Annotated in this window: 17 protein-coding genes; 6 read left to right on the top strand and 11 right to left on the bottom strand. The window is 67.3% G+C overall.

Features of this window, described 5'->3' with window-relative positions:
• The first annotated feature begins 119 nt into the window (after window positions 1-119).
• Genes ACNJ7E_RS06110 through ACNJ7E_RS06100 form a run of 3 tightly spaced genes read left to right on the top strand, consistent with a single transcriptional unit; the run spans window position 120 to window position 3294 of the window.
• On the top strand, window positions 120-395 hold the full coding sequence (locus ACNJ7E_RS06110; RefSeq protein ID WP_280778763.1) for a hypothetical protein: 276 nt from the start codon (window positions 120-122) through the stop codon (window positions 393-395).
• Window positions 392-1861, top strand: coding sequence for a sodium:solute symporter family protein (locus tag ACNJ7E_RS06105; protein WP_280778762.1), 1470 nt, complete (start codon window positions 392-394; stop codon window positions 1859-1861). Before ACNJ7E_RS06110 ends, ACNJ7E_RS06105 begins: the two co-directional genes overlap by 4 nt.
• Window positions 1861-3294, top strand: a complete 1434-nt coding sequence (locus ACNJ7E_RS06100) for an amidase (protein WP_418339380.1) — start codon at window positions 1861-1863, stop codon at window positions 3292-3294. The genes ACNJ7E_RS06105 and ACNJ7E_RS06100 overlap by 1 nt, the downstream gene beginning before the upstream one ends.
• Here the strand turns inward: ACNJ7E_RS06100 and pyk are convergent.
• The 4 genes from pyk to ACNJ7E_RS06080 all read right to left on the bottom strand — a co-directional run bounded on the left by pyk (window position 3284) and on the right by ACNJ7E_RS06080 (window position 8618).
• Window positions 3284-4768, bottom strand: a complete 1485-nt coding sequence (gene pyk, locus ACNJ7E_RS06095) for a pyruvate kinase (RefSeq protein WP_418339379.1) — start codon at window positions 4766-4768, stop codon at window positions 3284-3286. The genes ACNJ7E_RS06100 and pyk overlap by 11 nt on opposite strands.
• On the bottom strand, window positions 4765-5895 hold the full coding sequence (locus tag ACNJ7E_RS06090; protein WP_418339378.1) for a glycerate kinase: 1131 nt from the start codon (window positions 5893-5895) through the stop codon (window positions 4765-4767). The genes pyk and ACNJ7E_RS06090 overlap by 4 nt, the downstream gene beginning before the upstream one ends.
• A gap of 35 nt (window positions 5896-5930) precedes the next feature.
• Window positions 5931-7394: a C4-dicarboxylate transporter DctA gene (gene dctA / locus ACNJ7E_RS06085; RefSeq protein WP_418339377.1), complete on the bottom strand. Its 1464-nt coding sequence runs from the start codon at window positions 7392-7394 to the stop codon at window positions 5931-5933.
• 129 nt (window positions 7395-7523) lie between these two features.
• The gene (locus ACNJ7E_RS06080) at window positions 7524-8618 is read right to left on the bottom strand and encodes a tartrate dehydrogenase (RefSeq protein ID WP_418339376.1); all 1095 of its coding nucleotides are present in this window, start codon (window positions 8616-8618) and stop codon (window positions 7524-7526) included.
• A gap of 202 nt (window positions 8619-8820) precedes the next feature.
• Here ACNJ7E_RS06080 and ACNJ7E_RS06075 point away from each other — a divergent pair, with 202 nt between their 5' ends.
• On the top strand, window positions 8821-9753 hold the full coding sequence (locus ACNJ7E_RS06075) for a LysR family transcriptional regulator (protein ID WP_418339375.1): 933 nt from the start codon (window positions 8821-8823) through the stop codon (window positions 9751-9753).
• 46 nt (window positions 9754-9799) lie between these two features.
• On the opposite strand, the gene ACNJ7E_RS06070 is transcribed toward ACNJ7E_RS06075, so the two are convergent.
• Window positions 9800-11401, bottom strand: coding sequence for an MFS transporter (locus ACNJ7E_RS06070; RefSeq protein ID WP_280778755.1), 1602 nt, complete (start codon window positions 11399-11401; stop codon window positions 9800-9802).
• Between the two features lie 153 nt (window positions 11402-11554).
• Between ACNJ7E_RS06070 and ACNJ7E_RS06065 the strand changes: the two genes are divergently transcribed.
• Window positions 11555-11899: an amphi-Trp domain-containing protein gene (locus ACNJ7E_RS06065; protein ID WP_280778754.1), complete on the top strand. Its 345-nt coding sequence runs from the start codon at window positions 11555-11557 to the stop codon at window positions 11897-11899.
• An 11-nt stretch (window positions 11900-11910) separates the two neighbouring features.
• Here the strand turns inward: ACNJ7E_RS06065 and ACNJ7E_RS06060 are convergent, their stop codons facing one another.
• Window positions 11911-12732, bottom strand: a complete 822-nt coding sequence (locus ACNJ7E_RS06060) for a class II glutamine amidotransferase (RefSeq protein ID WP_280778753.1) — start codon at window positions 12730-12732, stop codon at window positions 11911-11913.
• Window positions 12733-12911: 179 nt separating this feature from the next.
• Here ACNJ7E_RS06060 and ACNJ7E_RS06055 point away from each other — a divergent pair, with 179 nt between their 5' ends.
• A complete protein-coding gene (locus ACNJ7E_RS06055) occupies window positions 12912-14330 on the top strand; it encodes a DUF2252 domain-containing protein (protein ID WP_418339374.1) in 1419 nt (472 codons plus the stop codon).
• Window positions 14331-14377: 47 nt separating this feature from the next.
• Here the strand turns inward: ACNJ7E_RS06055 and ACNJ7E_RS06050 are convergent, their stop codons facing one another.
• The 5 genes from ACNJ7E_RS06050 to ACNJ7E_RS06030 all read right to left on the bottom strand — a co-directional run bounded on the left by ACNJ7E_RS06050 (window position 14378) and on the right by ACNJ7E_RS06030 (window position 19363).
• Entirely contained in the window at window positions 14378-14974 is a 597-nt protein-coding gene (locus ACNJ7E_RS06050; RefSeq protein ID WP_280778751.1) for a DUF1129 domain-containing protein, read from the bottom strand.
• 56 nt (window positions 14975-15030) lie between these two features.
• Window positions 15031-15774 carry a hypothetical protein gene (locus ACNJ7E_RS06045; RefSeq protein WP_280778750.1) on the bottom strand — a complete coding sequence of 248 codons (744 nt, stop codon included), beginning with the start codon at window positions 15772-15774 and terminating at the stop codon, window positions 15031-15033.
• A gap of 40 nt (window positions 15775-15814) precedes the next feature.
• Window positions 15815-16855, bottom strand: a complete 1041-nt coding sequence (locus ACNJ7E_RS06040) for a D-2-hydroxyacid dehydrogenase (protein WP_418339373.1) — start codon at window positions 16853-16855, stop codon at window positions 15815-15817.
• Window positions 16852-18309: an MDR family MFS transporter gene (locus ACNJ7E_RS06035; RefSeq protein ID WP_283330618.1), complete on the bottom strand. Its 1458-nt coding sequence runs from the start codon at window positions 18307-18309 to the stop codon at window positions 16852-16854. The genes ACNJ7E_RS06040 and ACNJ7E_RS06035 overlap by 4 nt, the downstream gene beginning before the upstream one ends.
• 97 nt (window positions 18310-18406) lie before the next feature.
• The gene (locus ACNJ7E_RS06030) at window positions 18407-19363 is read right to left on the bottom strand and encodes a GlxA family transcriptional regulator (protein ID WP_418339372.1); all 957 of its coding nucleotides are present in this window, start codon (window positions 19361-19363) and stop codon (window positions 18407-18409) included.
• Window positions 19364-19415: the final 52 nt, after the last annotated feature.

Genomic DNA, 19415 nt, shown 5'->3' with positions numbered 1-19415 from the left:
GCCTGATTGCGATCTCCGACAGGCTGGTGGCCGATTTCGCCGAACCTCGTCCAGCTGTTGAGTGCTGTGATCCGCACCACGCATGCTTCCTCTACTCCCCGGATGGAAGAAGGAACAGCATGCAACGAGACGCCATTCTCGGGGCGATCGAGGATTCGCCGCAGCGCCGCTGGCTGCTGCTCGCCCCGGTCGCCCCGGTGCTCGCACTCGTCACCGCCGTGTGGCTGCCGTTTGTGAACACCGCCGACCTGTGGCTGGGAATGCCCCGGCTGCTCGTCTGGTGCTCGGCCTGGGTGCTCCTGCTGCTGCCCGCCCTGGCAGCGGTGGAGTTCGGCCTCGTCCGGCCGCACGAGGAGCGGAGCGACGACCGCCAGCTCGAGGAGGCGACGCTATGACGAACTCAGCTCTGTGGATCACCCTGGCCGGCATGATCGGATTGGCCGTGATCGCGGTCGGTGGACGCCGGAAACGCGCTCAGAACCTGAGCGAGTGGACGGTCGGCAAACGGAACTTCGGTGTGGTCACCAGTTTCTTCCTGCAGGCCGGTGAATCGTTCACCACGTTCACGTTCCTCGGTGTCGCCGGTATCGCGTTCACCGCGGGCATCGGCGCCACCTACGCCATCCCGTACATCCCACTCGGCTACGTGGCCCTGTATTTCATCGGACCGCGAATCTGGAAACTCAGCAAGGACCGCGGATACATCACCCAGGCCGACTTCTTCGCGGACCGGTACCGCAGCCCGCTCCTCGGCCGGCTCGTCGCCCTGTGCGGCATCATCTTCCTGCTGCCGTACCTGCAGCTGCAGATCACCGGACTCGGTCTGATCGTCCGTCTCGTCACGGGCAGCGCGAGTTCGGGCACGCTGAGCATGATCGTCGCGACCGTCCTCGTCGTCGGATTCGTGCTGTGGGCCGGCATTCACGGCCTCGCGCGTACCGCCTACGTCAAGGACGTCCTGATCCTGCTCGCCGTCGTGGTGCTGTCCATCGTGATCCCGTTGCACTTCGCCGGTGGCATCGGCGACGTGTTCGGCCAGATCGCCCAGACCCACAGCGAGATGCTGACTGTGAATCCCGGCGACTACGACAAGGTCTGGTGGACCACGAGCCTGCTGATCTCCGCGATCGGCTGCGGGTTCCTCACCACTCCGCATCTCTGGCCGCCACTGCTGGCCGCGAAGAACGGTCGAGTGATCCGCTCCAACAACACTTTTCTGCCGATGTACCAGGTGGTCATGATTCTCCCGATCATGCTGGGCTTCGTCGGGATCCTCGCGCTGAATCCCAACACCAGCAGCAACGCCGTCCTGCTCACGCTGGCCGGGGGAGCCCTGCCGAACTGGGCACTCGGACTGATCGCGATCGCCGCCGCCTCCGCCGCGATGCTGCCTGCCGGCGCCATCTGCATCGGCATCTCGACGCTGGCGTCGCACAACCTGGTGAAGATCGAAAGCGAGCGCACGAAGCTCCGGTTCAACCACCTGGTCGTGATCGCGGCTGCCACCACGGCTCTCGTACTCGGCCTGACGCGCCCCGATCTGCTGGCCAACCTGTTGCTGCTCACGTTCGGCGGTCTCAGCCAGCTCGCTCCCGGTCTGGCGCTGGCTCTGCCCGAGAAGCCTCTGCTCGCCAAGCAATCCGTGTTCGCCGGACTCGTCGTGGGCATGCTCACCGTCATCGTGATGACCGTCTTCGAACTGAACCTCGCCAACATCGACGCCGGCATCTGCGGCCTGGTCCTCAACCTCGCGGTAATCGCCGTCGTGGAGGCCGTCGTCCGCGCCACCCGTCCCCGCACCCCGACCTCCGCGTCGTCGGAAGACCTTCCGGCCGCCACCCCGATCCTGGAGACCACGTAATGACCATCGATCACTACTCGACCGCGCGAGAGATGCTCGCCGCACTGCGTAGCAAGGACATCTCGGCCCGCGAGCTGCTCCACCTGCACACGGACCGGATCACGCAGGTGAATCCGACGGTCAACGCGCTCGTCAGCCTCGACCTCGACCGCGCGCACGCCACCGCCGCCGCCGCGGACGCGCAGACTGCGGCCGGGACCCCGGTGGGGCCGCTGCACGGACTACCGTTCGCGTTCAAGGACACTCACGACGTCGCCGGATTCCCCACGGTGGCGGGCTCACCGCTCCTCGTCGACAACGTGCCAGAGACCAGTGAGCTGATCGCCGAACGCGTCATCGCGGCCGGGGCCGTCACGATCGGCAAGACCAACGTCCCCGAATTCGCCGCCGGCTCGCACACGTTCAACCCCGTCTTCGGGACCACCACCAACCCGTACGACCCCACCAAGAGCGCGGGTGGCTCGAGCGGCGGCGCCGCGTCGGCGCTCGGTGCGGGACTCGTCCCGCTGGCCGACGGCAGCGACATGGGCGGTTCGCTGCGAAACCCGGCGTCGTTCTGCAACGTCGTCGGATTGCGCCCCACCCCCGGCCGTGTTCCGTGCTGGCCCAACAGCGCGCCCTGGGACTCACTCGTGACGCAGGGGCCGATGGCCCGGAACGTCGACGACCTGGAACTGCTGCTGTCGGTGATCTCCGGACCCGACGCGCGGATCCGCAGTTCGCTCAGCGCCGACGCCGTCGCGCCGCGTCTCGGTGTCGCCGGCCTGCAGGGTCTGCGCGTCGCGGTGTCCGCGGATCTGAACGGCATCTTCCCCGTGGACGCGCCGGTCCGCGAGATTCACGACCGGCAGTCGTCGATCTTCGCCGCCGCGGGTGCCGTGGTGGCCGAGGACGCGCCGTCGATTCCCGACGCCGAGTGGGTGTTCCGCACACTGCGGGCATGGCGGTTCAAGATCGACCTCGGTGACCGCGCCGACGCCACCCCCGAACTGCTGAAGCCGTCGCTGCTCGACAACATCCGGCAGGCAGACCGGCTCTCCGCCGACGATGTCGCGAAAGCCATGGTGGCGCAGGCGGAGATCCAGCAGCGCGCCGTCGAGTTCTTCACCCACCACGACATCCTGGTGATGCCCGTGTCGCAGGTGCTCCCGTTCGACGCCGAGCTCGAGTACCCGGCGGCGGTCGACGGCCGTCGCTGCGACGACTACCTCGACTGGATGACGTCCGCGTTGACCGTGACGGTGCTGGGTTGCCCCGCGATCTCGGTTCCCGCCGGCTTCAGCGCCGACGGTCTGCCCGTCGGCGTGCAGATCGTCGCCGCCCCGGGCAACGACCTGTTCCTGCTCGACGTGGCACGGGCCTACGAGCAGCTCAACCCCGTCGGGGCCACGCGTCCGCACCTTCTCCAGAGGGCGGCAGCGTCTACTTCGTGAAGTCGTCCTCGCCGACCCGGTGGACGTGGATGAGGTTGGTGGATCCGACGGTGTGTGGGGGTGAGCCGGCGACGATGACGACGAGGTCGTCGCGCCGGTAGCGGCCCAGTCGGAGGAGGGCGGTGTCGACTTGGCGGATCATCTCGTCGGTCGATTCGACCGGGTCGACGAGGAAGGTTTCGGTGCCCCAGGTGAGGGCGAGTTCGTTGCGCACCTGGGGTACCGGGGTGAATGCCAGCAGCGGCAGCGGGGTGTGGAGGCGGGCGAGTCGTCGCGCGGTGTCCCCGGACTGGGTGAACGCCACCAGCGCTGCGGCGCCCAGGCGTTCGCCGATGTCGCGGGCGGCGAACGAGATCACCCCGCCGTGGGTGCGGGGAGTGTGGGTGAGGGCGGGGACGGTGGTGGACTGGTGTTCGACGGCGGAGAGGATCCGCGCCATCGTCGCGACCGTCTCGGTCGGGTAGGCGCCGACGGAGGTTTCACCGGACAGCATCACCGCGTTGGCGCCGTCGAGGACCGCGTTGGCGACATCCGACGCCTCGGCCCGGGTGGGGCGGGAGTTGTCGATCATCGACTCGAGCATCTGGGTGGCGACGATCACCGGTCGGGCGTTCTCCCGGGCGATCTGCACGATGAGTTTCTGCACCAACGGCACCTGTTCGAGGGGGAGTTCCACCCCGAGGTCGCCGCGCGCGACCATGACGGCGTCGAAGGCGCGCACGATCGCCTCGATGTCGTCGACGGCTTCGGGTTTCTCGATTTTCGCGATGACCGGGACCCGGCGGCCGATCCGGTCCATCACGTCGTGGACGCGGTCGATGTCGGTGGGGGCGCGGACGAACGACAGGGCGATCAGGTCGACTCCGAGCCGCAGGGCGAATTCGAGGTCGTCGATGTCCTTGTCGGACAGGGCGGGGACGGAGACGTTCATTCCGGGGAGGGAGACGCCCTTGTTGTTGCTGATCGGGCCGCCTTCGGTCACCCGGCACACGACGTCGTTGCGGTCGATGTCGGTGACGGTCAGTGCGATCTTGCCGTCGTCGACGAGGTGTCGGTCACCGGGCCGGGCGTCCTGGGCGAGGTGGGTGTAGGTGGTCGAGACCCGGTGGTGGGTGCCCTCGCATTCCTCGACGGTGATCCGGACCTGTTCGCCGGTCGCCCACACCGCCCCGCCGTCGGCGAAGCGGCCGAGGCGGATCTTCGGTCCCTGCAGGTCCGCGAGGATTCCCACGGCTCGGCCGGTGTTGTCGGCTGCGGCGCGGACGCGGCGGTAGTTGGCTTCGTGGTCGGTGTGGTCGCCGTGGCTGAAGTTCAGTCGGGCGATGTCCATCCCGGTTTCGACGAGAGTGCGGGTGCGCTCGTCCGTGGCGGTGGCGGGCCCGAGCGTGCACACGATCTTCGCCCTCCGCGGCGACAGCAGCGACGCCGCGCCGACATCGGCGGCGAGTGGTGAATGGACGTCGGTGAGAGTCATCGTGGTCCTTCGTTGTGGAGAAGTGAGCTGCGGCCGATGTCGCGCCCGATGTGGGTGAGGAGTTCGCCGGTCAGCTCCGGGTCGGTGGCCGTGTTCCGGTCGGTGTAGTCGCCGAGGGCATGGATGTATTCGAAACCGGTGGGTGCCCAACGGTTCCGGGAGAGCGTGTTGCGGCCGGCGACGGCGATCACCGGGACCGGGTGGGCGCGGCGGGCGAGGACGGCGAGGAGTTTGCCGTGTTCGGTCTGCTCGTCGATGCTGCCCTCGCCGGTGATCACCAGGTCCATTCCTGCGAGGTAGCCGTCGAAATCGAGCAGGTCGAGGAAGTACTCGGCACCCGAGACCATGCGTGCTCCGAGCATCATGGCGGCGAATCCGATGCCGCCGGCGCTGCCGGCGCCGGGGGAGTTCGCGACCGCACGCGCCTGCGGGTGGCCGCTGCGGGTGAACGCGTCGACGAGGTTGTCGAGGCCGGCGTCGAGTTCGCGCACGGTCGCGGGGTCGGCGCCCTTCTGGGGGCCGTACACGGCGGCGGCGCCGTTCGGTCCGGTCAGTGGGTTGGTGACGTCGCCGGCGATCACGATCTCGATTCCGGAGAGATTCACTGCGCGGGAGGAATCGACCGTGTGGACCTGGTGCAGGGTCCGGCCGCAGGCCCGCAGTTGCCGGCCGTCGGCGTCGGCGAACGTGAATCCCAACGCGGCGAGCATACCCATTCCGCCGTCGGTGCCGGCGGACCCGCCCAGGGCGAGGACCAACCGGCGGGGTCGAAACCGCAACGCCTGCGAGATCGCTTGTCCCATACCGAGGCTGGAGGCGTCGAGCGGAGCGCGGCGGCCGCCCGGGAGGGTGGCCAGACCGCAGGTGTTGGCGACTTCGATCACCGCTGTGGTGCCGTTGACTGCGATACGACCGCGCTGGGGTGTTCCGGTGGCGCCTGCGACGGTGACCGGGTGTGGAGTGAACCCGACGGCCACCGCCGCGTCGACGCTGCCGTCGCCGCCGTCGGCGAGGGGAAGCTGTGTGCTCTCGATTCCCGCCGAGGCGAGTCCGGCCGAGAGGTGTTCGGCGACATCGGCTGCGGAGAGCGAGCCCTTGAACTTGTCCGGGGCAACCAGAACCCTCATCGGCCTTCCTTTCTCGCGTGCAGTGCGGAGTGCGGTCATCGCTGTGCGGAGTGCGCGGGCGCCGTCGCGGGGTCGAGCCTTTCGTGGTCGACGCGGACCGCGTCCGGTTCCTTGATCATGTGGTGGTGCTTGTCCCGTGGTTCCTGTTCCAGGATCTCCATGTCGAAGTCGTTCTCGACGTCACCGTCGGGCGGAGGAAGTACTTGGCCGGAGAAGACGCGGCGGGCGCGGTCGACGTCGAGTTCGTGGTTCCATTTGGCGACGAACAGGGTGGCGACGGCGTTGCCGATGAAGTTCACCAGGGCGCGGCATTCGGACATGAACTTGTCGATACCGAAGATGAGCATGATGCCGGCTGCGGGGATGGTGCCGAGTGTGCTCAATGTTGCGGTCAGCGCTATGAATCCGCCTCCGGCGACACCTGCGGCGCCCTTGGACGTCAACAACATGACGCCGAGGAGGCCGAGCTGCTGCGGAATCGACAGGTCGGTGTTGGTGGCCTGCGCGATGTACAGCGCCGCGAGAGAGAGGTAGATGGCTGCCCCGTCGAGGTTGAAACTGTAGCCGGTGGGCACCACGAGTCCCACCGTGGGCTTCTTGACGCCGGCGTACTCCAGCTTCCGCATCAGGCCGGGCAGCGCGGGCTCGGCGGTGGAGGTTCCGAGAATGAGCAGGAGTTCTTCCTTGAAGAAGCCGAGCATCCGGAAGATGTTGAGCCGCAGGTACGCCATGACCGATCCGAGGACCACGAAGACGAAGAACGCGGACGTGACGTAGAACAGCAGGATCAGGCTGCCGAGGCTGGTGAGGGTGGAGACACCGTACTTGCCGATGGCGAAGGCCATGGCGCCGAACGCACCGAGGGGTGCGAGTTTCATGATGAAGCTCAGGACCTTGAACACCACCGCGGTCAGGCGTTCGACGGCGTCCCGGATCGGTGCGGCGATCTGTCCTACCGCGTTGATGGCGACACCGAAGATGACGGCGAGGAAGATGACCTGCAGGATGTCGCCCTCGACGAACGGGCCGAACACACTGTCCGGGACCAGGTGGGTGATGAACTCCCACCACTGTTTCTCTTCACCGGTCTGAATCAGCTTGTTGGCGGAGTCGGTCGTTTCCAGCGAGGCGGCGTCGGCGTTCACCCCGTCCCCGAGGCGGAAGAGGTTGATCGCGACGAGGCCGGTGAGCAGCGCAAGAATCGTTCCGACCTGGAAGTAGGTCAGCGCCTTGATTCCGGTCAGCCCGACCTTCTTCAGGTCCGCGACACTCGCGATGCCGCCGACGATCGTCAGGAACACGATCGGGCAGATCAGCATCTTCATCGCGGTGATGAAGGTGGTGCCGATCGGCTCCATCGCCTCGCCGGTGTCCGGCCAGAGCCACCCGACCAGGATGCCGAGCACGATCGCGATGAGAACCCAGAAGTACAGTTGCGTGTACCACGGTTTCTTGACAGTCGCCGGTTGGTAAGTCGCTGCGCTGCTGGGTATTTCCATGACGTTCACCTCGGGTGAGAGTGTTCGGGTGTGAAGACGGGGTGGCCGAGAGTTACCGACCGTTCGAGGGGTGAGGGCCCGGCTCGGCAGATCCTGCCGAGCCGGGCCGGCTGTGCAGATGGAAGGCGGTCAGGCCGGGGTCAGCGCAGTCTGCAGGGCGTGCACGATCGCCTCGGTGACGGCGTCGGTGTCCGACGAGCCGCCGATGTCGCGGGTCAGTGCTCCGCTCGCGGTGGCGGCCTCGATGGCGGCTTCGACGCGGCGTGCCTCGTCGTGCAGTCCGAAGTGGTCGAGCATCAGGGCGGCGCTGGCGATCGCGCCGATCGGGTTGCTGATGCCCTGGCCCGCGATGTCGGGTGCGGAACCGTGAACGGGTTCGAACATGCTCGGGAAGCGTCGTTCCGGGTTGAGGTTCGCGCTCGCCGCGACACCGAGGCTTCCCGCCAGCGCGGAGCCGAGGTCGGAGAGGATGTCGGCGTTGAGATTCGACGCCACCACCACCGACAGGTCCTCCGGGTGCAGGATGAACTTGGCGCTCATGGCGTCGACAAGAACGCTTTCGGTCGCGACGTCGGGGTAGTCGAGGGCGACGCGGTCGAAGACCTCGTCCCACAGGACCATGCCGTACTGCTGGGCGTTGGACTTGGTGACGCTGGACACCTTCTTCACGGTGCGGGTGCGAGCCAGGTCGAACGCGAACCGCATGATGCGCTCGCAGCCCTTCTCGGTGAACAGCGCGGTCTGCAGTGCGACCTCGTTGCCCGGTCCGCGGCCGCTGAGGTTACGTCCGCCGAGGCCCGCGTACTCGCCCTCGCTGTTCTCCCGGACGACGACCCAGTCGAGTTCGGTGTCGTCGGCCTTGCGCAGCGGCGACCGCACGCCGGGGAGGAACCTCACCGGGCGGACGTTGGCCCACTGGTCGAAGTTCTGGGTGATGTTGAGCCGCAGCCCCCAGAGGCTGATGTGGTCGGGGACGTTCTCCCATCCGACCGCACCGAAGTAGATGGCGTCGAATGCCTTCAGGGTGTCGAGGCCGTCGTCGGCCATCATCTTCCCGGTCTGCTCGTAGTACCCGCACCCCCAGGGAAATTCTTCCCACTCGAAGGCGAAACGCCCACCGGACTGTTCCGCGAGGACGTCGAGCACGCGCCGTCCGGCAGCGACGACCTCCTTGCCGACGCCGTCGGCGGGGATCGATGCAATCTTGAACGTCTGCGGTGCCATGTCGTTGCCTCCATCGTGTTGTGCTCGTCACAGTGTGTGATGCATTCATTAACCCGTCACAATCGCGCAGCGTCCATGACCAAGAGTCGATCCGGCTTATAGGTTTGACCTAATCGAAACGCATATTCGCAGGTAGAGTAAGTGTCCACGCAGCGGTCGCACTCCAGGGTTCGGCGCGGCTCGATGGAAACGAGGGGTTCGGATGGACGCGCGTCAGTTGAGGTACTTCCTGGCCGTGGTCGATCAGGGAGGCATCAACCGCGCAGCGGAAACACTGCTGATCGCGCAGCCCTCGCTGTCCCAGTCGATATCCGCGCTCGAACGGGAACTCGGGGTACCGCTCTTTCACCGCGTCGGACGCCGGCTGGTGCTCAGTGACGCCGGCGAAACGCTCGTCGGTCCCGCCCGCGTGGTGCTGCGCGATCTCGAGGACGCGAAGGCCTCCGTCGATGCACTGAAAGGGTTGCGCGCCGGTCGCGTGGACCTGATCACGATGCCGTCACCCGGGATCGAACCCCTCACCACGATCCTCACCAGCTTCAGCCGCACCTATCCTTCGGTCACCGTCAATGCCGAGGCGGCGTTCACTCCCGAAGAGGTGCTGCACGCCGTGCGCACCGGCGTCTGCGAGATCGGGATCCTGGGTTCACCCGCCGCGGTGCGTGCTCCCGAACTCGACGTCGTCGCGCTCGAAAGCCAGCCGCTGATCCTCATCTCCGGCCCGGGCGCCGAAACACCGGCCCGCCCGGAGATTCGGAGATCGGAACTGTCGGGCTTCCGCCTGATCGTCTCGCAGCGGGGGTCGTTGATGCGAACACTCGTCGACGAGGTCCTCGCCAGTGGCGTCGCCGCCACCATCGTCGCCGAGGTCGCCCACCGGACGTCGATCCTGCCGATGGTGCTCAGCGGATTCGGGCAGGCCGTCATGCCGTCGTCGTGGGCACCGTCGGCCCGGCAGGCAGGCGCCACCGTGCACCGCATCGTCCCCGAGTCCTATCTGCACGTCGCCGCCGTCTGCCGGCGAACCCACCTCACACCACCCGCGCGGGCGCTCATGGACGAAGCACGACAGTACGCCGGACGCACACCGGCCGCCTGGGAAGCGCCCGCAGCGGTAAACCCGCAAAACTCCTGAACGACAGTCGTGCCCATGACCCGTGCGGTGTCGAGGTGTTGGGGTTTCAGCCCAGGCTTGTTCCTTCGCCGGAGTTCTGTGGTGTCGGGTCCGGGATCCGCCTCATGCGGAACGAGTTGAACACCCCGATGAGGCCGGCGAGGATGGGGATGAGTAGAGCGATTTGAAGGGCGAGGGGTCGTGCGTCCGTGTTGATGCGGACGATCTCGTCCTGAATCTCCGGGGGTTGGTCGACGAGCAGTTGTTCGAGCTGGGTGTTGCTCATGACTTCGGCGTCCTCCTCGAGCACCTGCGCGACCTGTTGCTGCTCTGCCGGCGGGAGCACGGTGCTCGACTCCGCCATCGAGGTGAAGGTGAGGGACAGCGTTGCCAGCATGATGGCGCCGGCGAACGCCAGCCCGAACGAGAGCCCGAACGATCCCGCTGCGGAATTGACGCTGGCGGCCTCGCTGATCCGCTCCTCCTCGATCGGGGCGAGTGTGTAGTTGTTGAGCTGGGATACCAGCAATCCCAACCCGGATCCGGCGATCACCAACGGGATCACCAGGCCCCAGCCGAACTCGGCGCGCGGCACGATCGGGATCAGTGCCGCGATCCCGATCGTCAGAAGCACGAATCCCCAGCGGATGATGCTGCTCGGTCGCCGGTCGCCGGCCTTCTTGCCCGCGAGCAACGCCACTGCGAACATGCTGAGCGAGAGGGGTGCGAGGGACAATCCCGCCTGCATCGCGTTGTACTCGAGCACCATCTGCAGGTAGATCGGCAGCGCGATCATCGTGCCACCCAGGGCGATCTGCTGGAGCATCTGCCCCGAGATGCCCAGTCGGAAGATCTTGGAGCGGAACAGATCCGGGTCCAGGAGAGCAGGCTTCCCTTGACGTTTGCGCCGCACGAGCCAGTACGCCAGCACGGCCAGCGCGACCGCACCGATCACCAGGAGCGCACCAACCGACTCGCCACCCTCCTGCCACACCAGGATTCCCAGCACGATGCCGCCCATCCCCAGAACGGAGAGGACCGCGCCCACCAGATCGATCACCCGGGGCCCCGTGTACGGCACATCCTGGACCAGTTTGATGCCGGACAGGACGACCGCGATGATGACGACCTCGAGCACGAACCCGACGCGCCACGAGAGGTAGGTGGTGATGAAACCGCCGAGCAGCGGTCCGACGGCAGCGGCGATCGCGGCCGCCGCCCCGACCAGGGCGTAGACCTTCTTCTGCGCGGCGCCTTCGAAGTTGCCGTGGATGAGGGACTGCATGGCGGGCAACAGGAGTGACGCGCCGATTCCACCGAGTATCGCCCAGAAGATGATGATCGCGGTCAGGCTCTGTGCGAGCGCCATCGCGGACGCACCGATGGCGTAGCCGAGCAGGCCCAGCACGTACGCCCGCTTGCGTCCGATGAGATCGCCGACCTTGCCGCCGATCAGGATGAACGCGGCAGAAACCAGCGCCTCGAGCGCGATCGCGGCCTGGACGCCGCTGACGGTCGTGTCGAGGTCGCGAACCACCGACGAGATCGACACGTTCATCAGCGACGTGTCGACGACGAGCACGAACATCGCCATTGCCAGCAGGATCGCGAGCGTCCGCCGAGGTCCCGTTGCCCGCTCGGAACCACCGTTGCTCGGTTCTTCGGTCATAGGAGGCCCACCGTCCGTCCATTCCGCTGCACCGAGTGTCCCCCATGCGCGGGGACGGCGAAGCTGCAGCGTCGGATTGTTATCCGTTCGATCCGGGCACCGGACGCGCGACGGTTACGGTGATGAGACACTGCACCGAGGTGAGGAGTCGCCGTGCCCAAGCTGGAGATCAAGAGGAAGTCCGAGCTCTCCCGGAAAGAGGTGTCCGACCGGCTCATCGCGCTCGGGCAGGCCCTCGCGAGCGGCTCCGAGGTGGAACTGGGCTCCGGTGGCGACTCGATTTCGGTCGTCGTCGGCGACCGTGTCCAGTGGGAGCTCGAGATCGAGGTCGACGGCGACGAGACCGAGATCGAGATCGAAATCAGTTGGCGCGACGATCCGTCCGAAGAATCCACCGCCGACGCGGAACCGGAATCGGAGAACCCGCCGGTCAAGACTGCGCCTCCGGCCAAGACCACCGCGCGTCGTGGGCGGCCCCGCAAGAGCACCGCCAAGTGAGCTGTGCGAAGTCAGGCCGGTGAGATCGGTTCGAAGGGCCGGATTTCGTCGTCGCCCGGACGGACCACGCCGGCGGAGGATTCCGGCACTTCGTTCCACGCGCCTTCGAGGTCGCGGAGGGGTTCGGAGACCACGAAGCGGGTCTCCCCGCTCAATTCGCGCAGCACCTCGACCTCCGGGTGGAGAGCGCGCAGCTTCGTGACCTCGGTGGAGAAGAACAGCGACCTCGACTGCCGCTCACTCGAATAGCGGAAGATCCACAGCGATTCGCCGTCGGTGGTCGCGACGGTCATCTGCACCGGATGCTCGACCCCGTACGTCCGGCCGACGTCTTCGACGAAGCCGACCGCCCGGGCGACAGCGCCGAAGGGGTCGTCGGCGAGGCCGAACGTCAGTGCGAGGAAGAACAGGGCCTCGGAGTCCGTGGACCCCTCGATGTCGGAGAACAGCGTCGGGTCGACGGCCATCACCAGGTCGCGTCTGATCTCGTGGAAACCGCGGAGTGCGCCGTTGTGCACCCACAACCACCGGCCGTGCCGGAAGGGATGACAATTGCTGCGCTGCACCGGCGTACCGGTCGAGGCCCGCACGTGCGCGAGCAACATCGGTGTTCGCACCTGACCGGCGATCTCCCTCAGATTGCTGTCGTTCCAGGCCGGTTCGATGCTCTTGTACACCGCCGGCTCACTGCCTTCGCCGTACCAGCCGATACCGAAGCCGTCACCATTCGTGGTGGTCGCCCCGAGCCGCGAGTGCAGACTCTGATCGATCAGCGAATGAACCGGTCGGAACAACAGCTCCTCGGCGAGGATCGGCTCACCCGAGTACGCCATCCACCGGCACATACATCAATTCAAGCAGAACGGCACCGCCGAGCCCACCCCTTTGCCGATGAACCTGCTGGTATTTGCCGCCAACGCCCTCCGGGCGGAGGAGAATGGGCAACCGACAAGCCATATCGCGTCGCTCGAGGAAGGCAGACAGCCATGTCCGAGGAATCTACGGCGGCCCGATGACGCACTCCGCGGAACACGACGACCGGGTGACCCATCCGAGCCGGGCCGAGCGCGCACAACGAGGGACGGCCGCCCGTCGAGACACTCCGCCGTCCGCGCTGGCCGAGCACGGTGTGGCCGATCGGCGCGACCCGGTGGGCCTCCTCGAGAAGCAGGCGACGGAGAGAGTCGCGGAACTCGTTCCGATCCGGTACGGACGTATGGCGGCGACGGCCTTCGCCTTCTACCGCGGCGGCGCCGCGATCATGGCCGACGACCTGTCCCACTCGCCTACCACCGGCCTGCGCACGCAGCTCTGCGGTGACGCGCACCTGAGTAACTTCGGAATCTTCGCCACCCCGGAACGTCGGCTGGCATTCGACGTCAACGACTTCGACGAGACGCATCCCGGTCCCTTCGAATGGGATGTCAAACGCCTGGTCTCGAGCCTCGCGATCGCGGCGCAGGAGAACGGATTCAGCGGCAAGAAGACCAGGAAGATCACCCGCGCGTGCGCCGCCGAATACCGCGAAACCATCGCCAGACAGGCGCAACTGGGAAACCTGGGCGTCTGGTACTCCCACATCGAGCCCACAGCGGAACTCGTGGGACTTCGAGACGAGCTGGACAAGTCGCAGAGGAAACGCGCCAGCACAGCTCTGGAGAAGGCGCGGCGCCGGGACAGCGTCCAAGCGCTCTCCAAGCTGACCGCCGTCGTCGACGGGGAGAGGCGGATCATCAGCAACCCGCCTCTGCTGGTCCCGGTCGAGGAGTTGTACGCGGGCGAAGACCTCGAATCGCTGTACCGAGACCTACGGCATCGCCTGAACGCGTATGTGCAGTCTCTGCGGTGGGACCACCGCGTCCTCTACGACCAGTTCCGGATGGTGCAGATTGCCCGCAAGGTGGTCGGGGTCGGCAGTGTGGGCACCCGCACCTGGATCATTCTGATGCTGGGAGCAGACGACGACGATCCGCTGTTTCTGCAGGTGAAGGAGGCGGGTCCGTCCGTGCTGTCGAGTTACGTCGACGGCCCGTCGTTCGCTGCGGAGGGCGAGCGAGTGGTCAGCGGACAGCGGCTGATGCAGGCCGCGAGCGACATCTTCCTGGGCTGGGAACGTGGCGCGGGCCCCGACGGCGTCGAGCGGGACTTCTACGTGCGCCAACTGAGGGACGGCAAGGGTTCGGCGGTGGTCGAATCGCAGACACCCGCCACCATGATGCTGTACGGGCGATTGTGTGCACGGGTCCTCGCCTATGCGCACGCGCGGGCCGGCGACCGGATCGCGATCGCCGCCTATCTCGGGGACGACACCGAATTCGATCATGCGATAGGAGAATTCGCCGAAACGTACGCAGAGCAGAACACCCGAGACCATGCGGCGTTGCTCGAGGCCGTCGCCGGGGGCCGCATCGTCGCAGCCACCGGTTTCTGAAGCAGCGACGCCGGTCGACTGGATTCGGCTTCGACAGTTGGCGCGGCTCAGAAGATCTGCATGAAGCGGTACCAGTCGGATTCGATGTGCTGATATCCGATCTCACCATCACGCTGGGGGCGCCCGATCTTGTCGGTCCCGTCCGGCAGACGAGCGACTCCGACAAGGTTGACCAGGCCGCCTTCGAGGAAGAAGTGGCAGCCGGTGTCCAGCGGCTCGATGCGCCAGGTGTCGTACAGGCCTATCCGCTGGTCCTCGGACGATGGTGTGCACGTCTGCGCGTACGCGGTCAGTTCGTCTATCGACAGCCGCCACCCGAGGTCGGACGGCACACCGAAGAATACGAGGGTCGCCGTCAGTGCCACGATGGCAGGCGCGAGGCAGATGCGTCGATCCCACCGGAACCGCCAGAGCTGAACGCCGGCGAGGATCAGCCACACGGCACCGAGAATGAGCAGGGCGAAACCGGCGAGCACGACGTACGGGAAGACCGGATCGATCGGAATCGTGATCACCAGCGTCGCAGCGCAGGCGAACGCGACGAGGGCGGTGAGGACGATTCCGGTCGCCAACCTCCACCACCGCGGCGTGTCCGTCCGGCGGCGGGGCCCGTGCTGGGCTGACTGTGCGTCGCGGCCGTCCATCAGGGTCTCCGTTCGCCCGGCGCTCTCCGAGAGGTGGTCAGGTCGGTAACCTCCGGTCAGGCTCGCATGGGCGGTGGGCCGCCGAAGCCGCGGAGGTCGCGGGCGGTGGCACCGGGTTCGAATGTGCTGCCGCCGGGGCCGAATCGTCCGATCACGGTGTGCCGGCTGTCCCAGAGCACCCCGCGGGTGGGAAGTGCCCAGCGGGTCGAGAAGGTGGACGCGTCGTCCTCGTCGTCCGTGGACGGGTCGTGCGCCGCGGCGATGTGCGCGGCGTAGGCGCGCAGCGCGACCGCGAAGGCGTTGGGTTCGCGGCCGGCGTCGAGGAAGTGCGCTCGGTCGCCGCACTGCGGGCAGTGCCACGACGCGCGGTCGCATCCGCCGGCGAGGCCGACAGCCGGTGGTTCGTCTCCGGGCGGACCGGCGGTGCGATACGCGTCGAACGGGTCGGGCTGCTCGATCCGATCGGACGTCTGCCGTGCCGCCGCAACCATGTCCCGCCAGGCGGCGTGCACGTCGAAACCCCCGAGCATCAGCACCTCTTCGGGCATCGGGCCGATGAACGCCGAGCCCGCGCACAGCACCCGGCTGTGATCGCGGGCGTGGCTGTACTTCGGGTCGAGAGCCCGGGCGTGCCGCATCTGCTGCATGCGCTCGGTGATCGCGAGCCCGTGCCATTCGCGTCCACAGTGCGGGCAAGGGTCCTGGTTCACATTCGAGTCGTGCCCGGATCGGTTGTCGTGGTTCGCGAGTTGGTCGTGTACGAGCCGGTCGATCCGGTCGACGAGGTCACGGTCGGTCATGGTGGATACCCACGGTAGCGGCGGCGGCCGCTCTGTGCGGTCAGTATCCCGCGTCGAAGTCGAACTCGTTGATCAGCGCAGCGTCACCCGACAGGTAGCGTCCGAGATTCTCGACGAACAGATCCACGATCTTCCCGTTCTCGGACGGCACGTTGGCGGCGCTGTGCGGGCTGAGGATGACGTTGTCGGCCGTCCACAACGGCGAGTCCTCGCGGAGCGGTTCGGTGGAGGTGACGTCCAGGACCGCCCCGCCCAGCCTGCCAGTTGACAGTGCTTCTGCGAGAGCGTCTTCGTCGATGATCGGTCCCCGGCCGAGGTTGACGACCAGTGCGCCGTCGGGGAGGGCGGCGAGTTCGCGGCGTCCGATCAGTCCGCGAGTGTCGTCGGTGAGGGCGCAGGAGATCACGAGGATGTCCGCGGCGGGCAGGTGCTCGGCGATCCGGTCGGTGGTGGTCATGCTGTCGAAAGGCGCGCCTGCGGGGCGCGGGGTGCGGGCCACCCCGCTTGCGGTGACGGAGAAACACCGGAGGAGTTCCGCTGTGCGCGAGCCGATCTTGCCGGCGCCCACGATCAGCGCGTGGCGTCCTGCGAGCTCGGTCGTTTCCTGCTTGCGCCAGGTCCGGGTCTGCCGGTCGGCGATCAGCCGGGGGAGGCCGCGCGTGAAATGCAGAATGCCGGCGAGCGCGAACTCCGCCAGCGGATCGGCGTGGACTCCCGCGGCGGTCGTCACCGTGAGCGGCACGCGCGACAGCCCGAATTTCTCGATCAGTTGCCCGGCGCCCGCGGACGTCGCCTGAATCCAACGCAGATTCGGCGACTGATCGAGGGTGCGTTCGGGGTGCCGCCAGTCGAAGTCGAACATCACGTCGGCGGTCCGCAACATCGACGACCACCGGTCGTGCTCTTCGGCCGTCAGATCACGCGGCACCCCGACGTGGTCGCTGTGCCATCGAGGCCGGGGGAGCAGTTCGGGTGCGTACGACACCCGGATCCGTGGGTCGCAGGCTGCGATCCTGTCGACCAGGTCCTGCTCGAGATACGAGGCGATCAGCACGGCGAGGCACGGGTCGGGCACGGTCACTCCTTCACAGCCGGCGGTTCGGACGTCGGTGCGCTCGGCTCGACCTCCGGCGCGGAGGCGGACTTCGGCATCGCCGCCGCGGCGACGACGAGTACGACGGCCGCGCCGAGGGCGGCCACGAACACCAGATGCAGGGCGCCGGCCAGGTCGCCGGGGGCGGGGTTGTCGGCGCCGCCCAGTCGCGCGTTGACGAGGGCGCCGAACAGGGCGACCCCCACGGCGCTGCCGATGGACCGGGCGAACATGTTGGTCGAGGTGACGACGCCGCGCTCCGACCAGTCGACGCTCGACTGCGCCGCTATGAGGGTGGGGCTCGCGACGAGACCCATGCCGCCGCCGATGACGAAGCAGCAGATCGCCACCTGCCACACCGCCGAGTCGATGGACAGGCTCAACGTGAGAGCGGTGCCCGCCACGACCAGCAGACTCCCCGCGGTGGCGGTGACACGGAAGCCGAAGCGCAGGTACACGCGCCCGGACTGCGACGCGGCGATCGGCCAGCCGATGGTCAGGGTGGCCAGCGCGAACCCGGCCACCAGTGCGCCCGTCCCGAGGACGCCCTGGGTGAAGGTCGGCACGTAGGTGGTCAGGCCCAGGACGATCGCCCCGACCAGCAGTGACACGAGGCTGCTCGCCGCGAGAACCCGCCGGGTGAACACCCACAGCGGCAGCACCGGTTCGGCGGCGCGGCGTTCCACGAGGACGAAGACGATGAGGAACACGAATCCTGCCGCGAAGATGCCGAGGCTGATCGGGGATCTCCACGCCCAGGCCTGCCCGCCTTCGAGGAGTCCGAGGATGAGCAGTGTCGCCCCGACCGCCAGGATTCCGGCGCCGGCGTAGTCGATGGACCGCTGGGTGCGCGCCCGCTTCTCGTCGAAGTTGCGGATCAGCATCACGGCCGCGAGCAGGCAGAGGGGAATGTTGACGAAGAAGATCCACCGCCACGACAGGTACTCGGAGAACACCCCGCCGAGGGTCGGGCCGATCACCGCCGACATGCCCCACACGCTGGCCAGATAGCCCTGGGCCTTGGCGCGTTCGGCGAGGGTGTAGATGTCTCCGGCGATGGTCATGCTCATCGGCTGGACGGCCCCGGCGCCGAGACCCTGTACCGCGCGGAACGCGATCAGCGCGGGCATGCTCCACGCGATCCCGCACAGCACCGAGCCGACGCCGAACAGGGCGATGCCCAGGAGCATCACGGGCCTGCGGCCGAAGATGTCGGCCAGCTTGCCGTAGATCGGCACCGACACGGCCTGGGTGAGCAGGTAGATCGAGAACAGCCACGGGAACTGCGAGAAGCCGCCGAGGTCCCCGACGATGGTGAAGACGGCGGTGGAGATGATGGTCGCATCGAGCGCGACCAGTGACGTCGTGAGCATCAGTGACACGAGAATCGGTCCGCGTTCCGAACGGAACCCGACGTCGACCGGGGTCGTGTCCGTCGCCATTACCCACCTTCTCCGGTTACCGCGATCACAAGAGTTCCTGACCAACGGTAACGACAACGGGAGACGAAGTGTTCCCCGGCTGTGCCCCCCGACGCCGTTACGCGGTCGCCGAGGATCCCCGGAACGCCGCGCGGTACGAATGGGGGCTGGTGCCGACTACGCGCTTGAACCGGTCGCGGAACGCCGTCGGCGACCCGAAGCCCACCTGCGCGGCGATGCGGTCGACGGAGTGCGTGGTGGTCTCCAGGAGGTACTGCGCCTGATGAATCCGGACGCGGTGAAGCCACTGCAACGGTGTGGTGCCGGTCTGCTCGCGGAATCTCCGATTGAGGGTGCGGGTGCTCGTCCCGGCTCGCCGGGCGAGGTCGTCGAGCGTCAGATCGTCGCGGCTGTTCTCGTGCATCCACCTCAGCAGCGGGTCGAGGCTCGTCATTTCCGCGGACGGTGGTCGTTCGTGAACGATGAATTGCGCCTGTCCGCCTTCGCGTTCCAACGGCATGACCGACAACCGGGCAGCGTCGGCGGCGACCGCCGACCCGTGATCCGAGCGGATCATGTGCAGACACAGATCGAGGCCTGCCGCGGCACCGGCCGAGGTCAGGAACTGGCCGTTGTCGACGTAGAGCATGGCCGGATCCACGTCCACCAGTGGGTGGCGCGCGGCGAGGAGTTCGGCGGCCGCCCAATGCGTCGTCGCCCGTTTGCCGTCGAGTAGTCCGGTGGCGGCCAAGGTGAACGCCCCCACGCAGATCGACGCGATTCGGGTGCCACTGTCGGCTGCCCGGCGCAGCGCCTCGAGAATTTCGGGTGCAAGCGGAGCGGTGGGGTCGGCGAGCCCCGGCAGAATGATCGTGTCGGCCGCGTCCAGAATGCTCAGATCCCACGGCGCGCGGAGTGTGAATGCGCCGGCATCCACGTCACCGCCGAGGGCACACACCTTCACCCGGTAGGCCGCGCGCCCGTCCGGCAGCCTGGTGCGGCCGAAGACCTCGATCGGGGTGGCGAGATCGAACGCGATGACACCGTCGAGTGCCAGGACTGCCACGGTGTGCATGGCTACAACCTACGCAGTCGATCGATTTCCGCCAAGGGCGAATAACGGCGGT

The sequence above is a fragment of the Rhodococcus mengyinensis genome (assembly GCF_048381435.1).
Taxonomy (GTDB): domain Bacteria; phylum Actinomycetota; class Actinomycetes; order Mycobacteriales; family Mycobacteriaceae; genus Rhodococcus_F; species Rhodococcus_F opacus_D.
The sequence above is the reverse complement of the archived record's forward strand: the minus strand, read 5'-3'. Positions and strand labels throughout refer to the sequence as shown.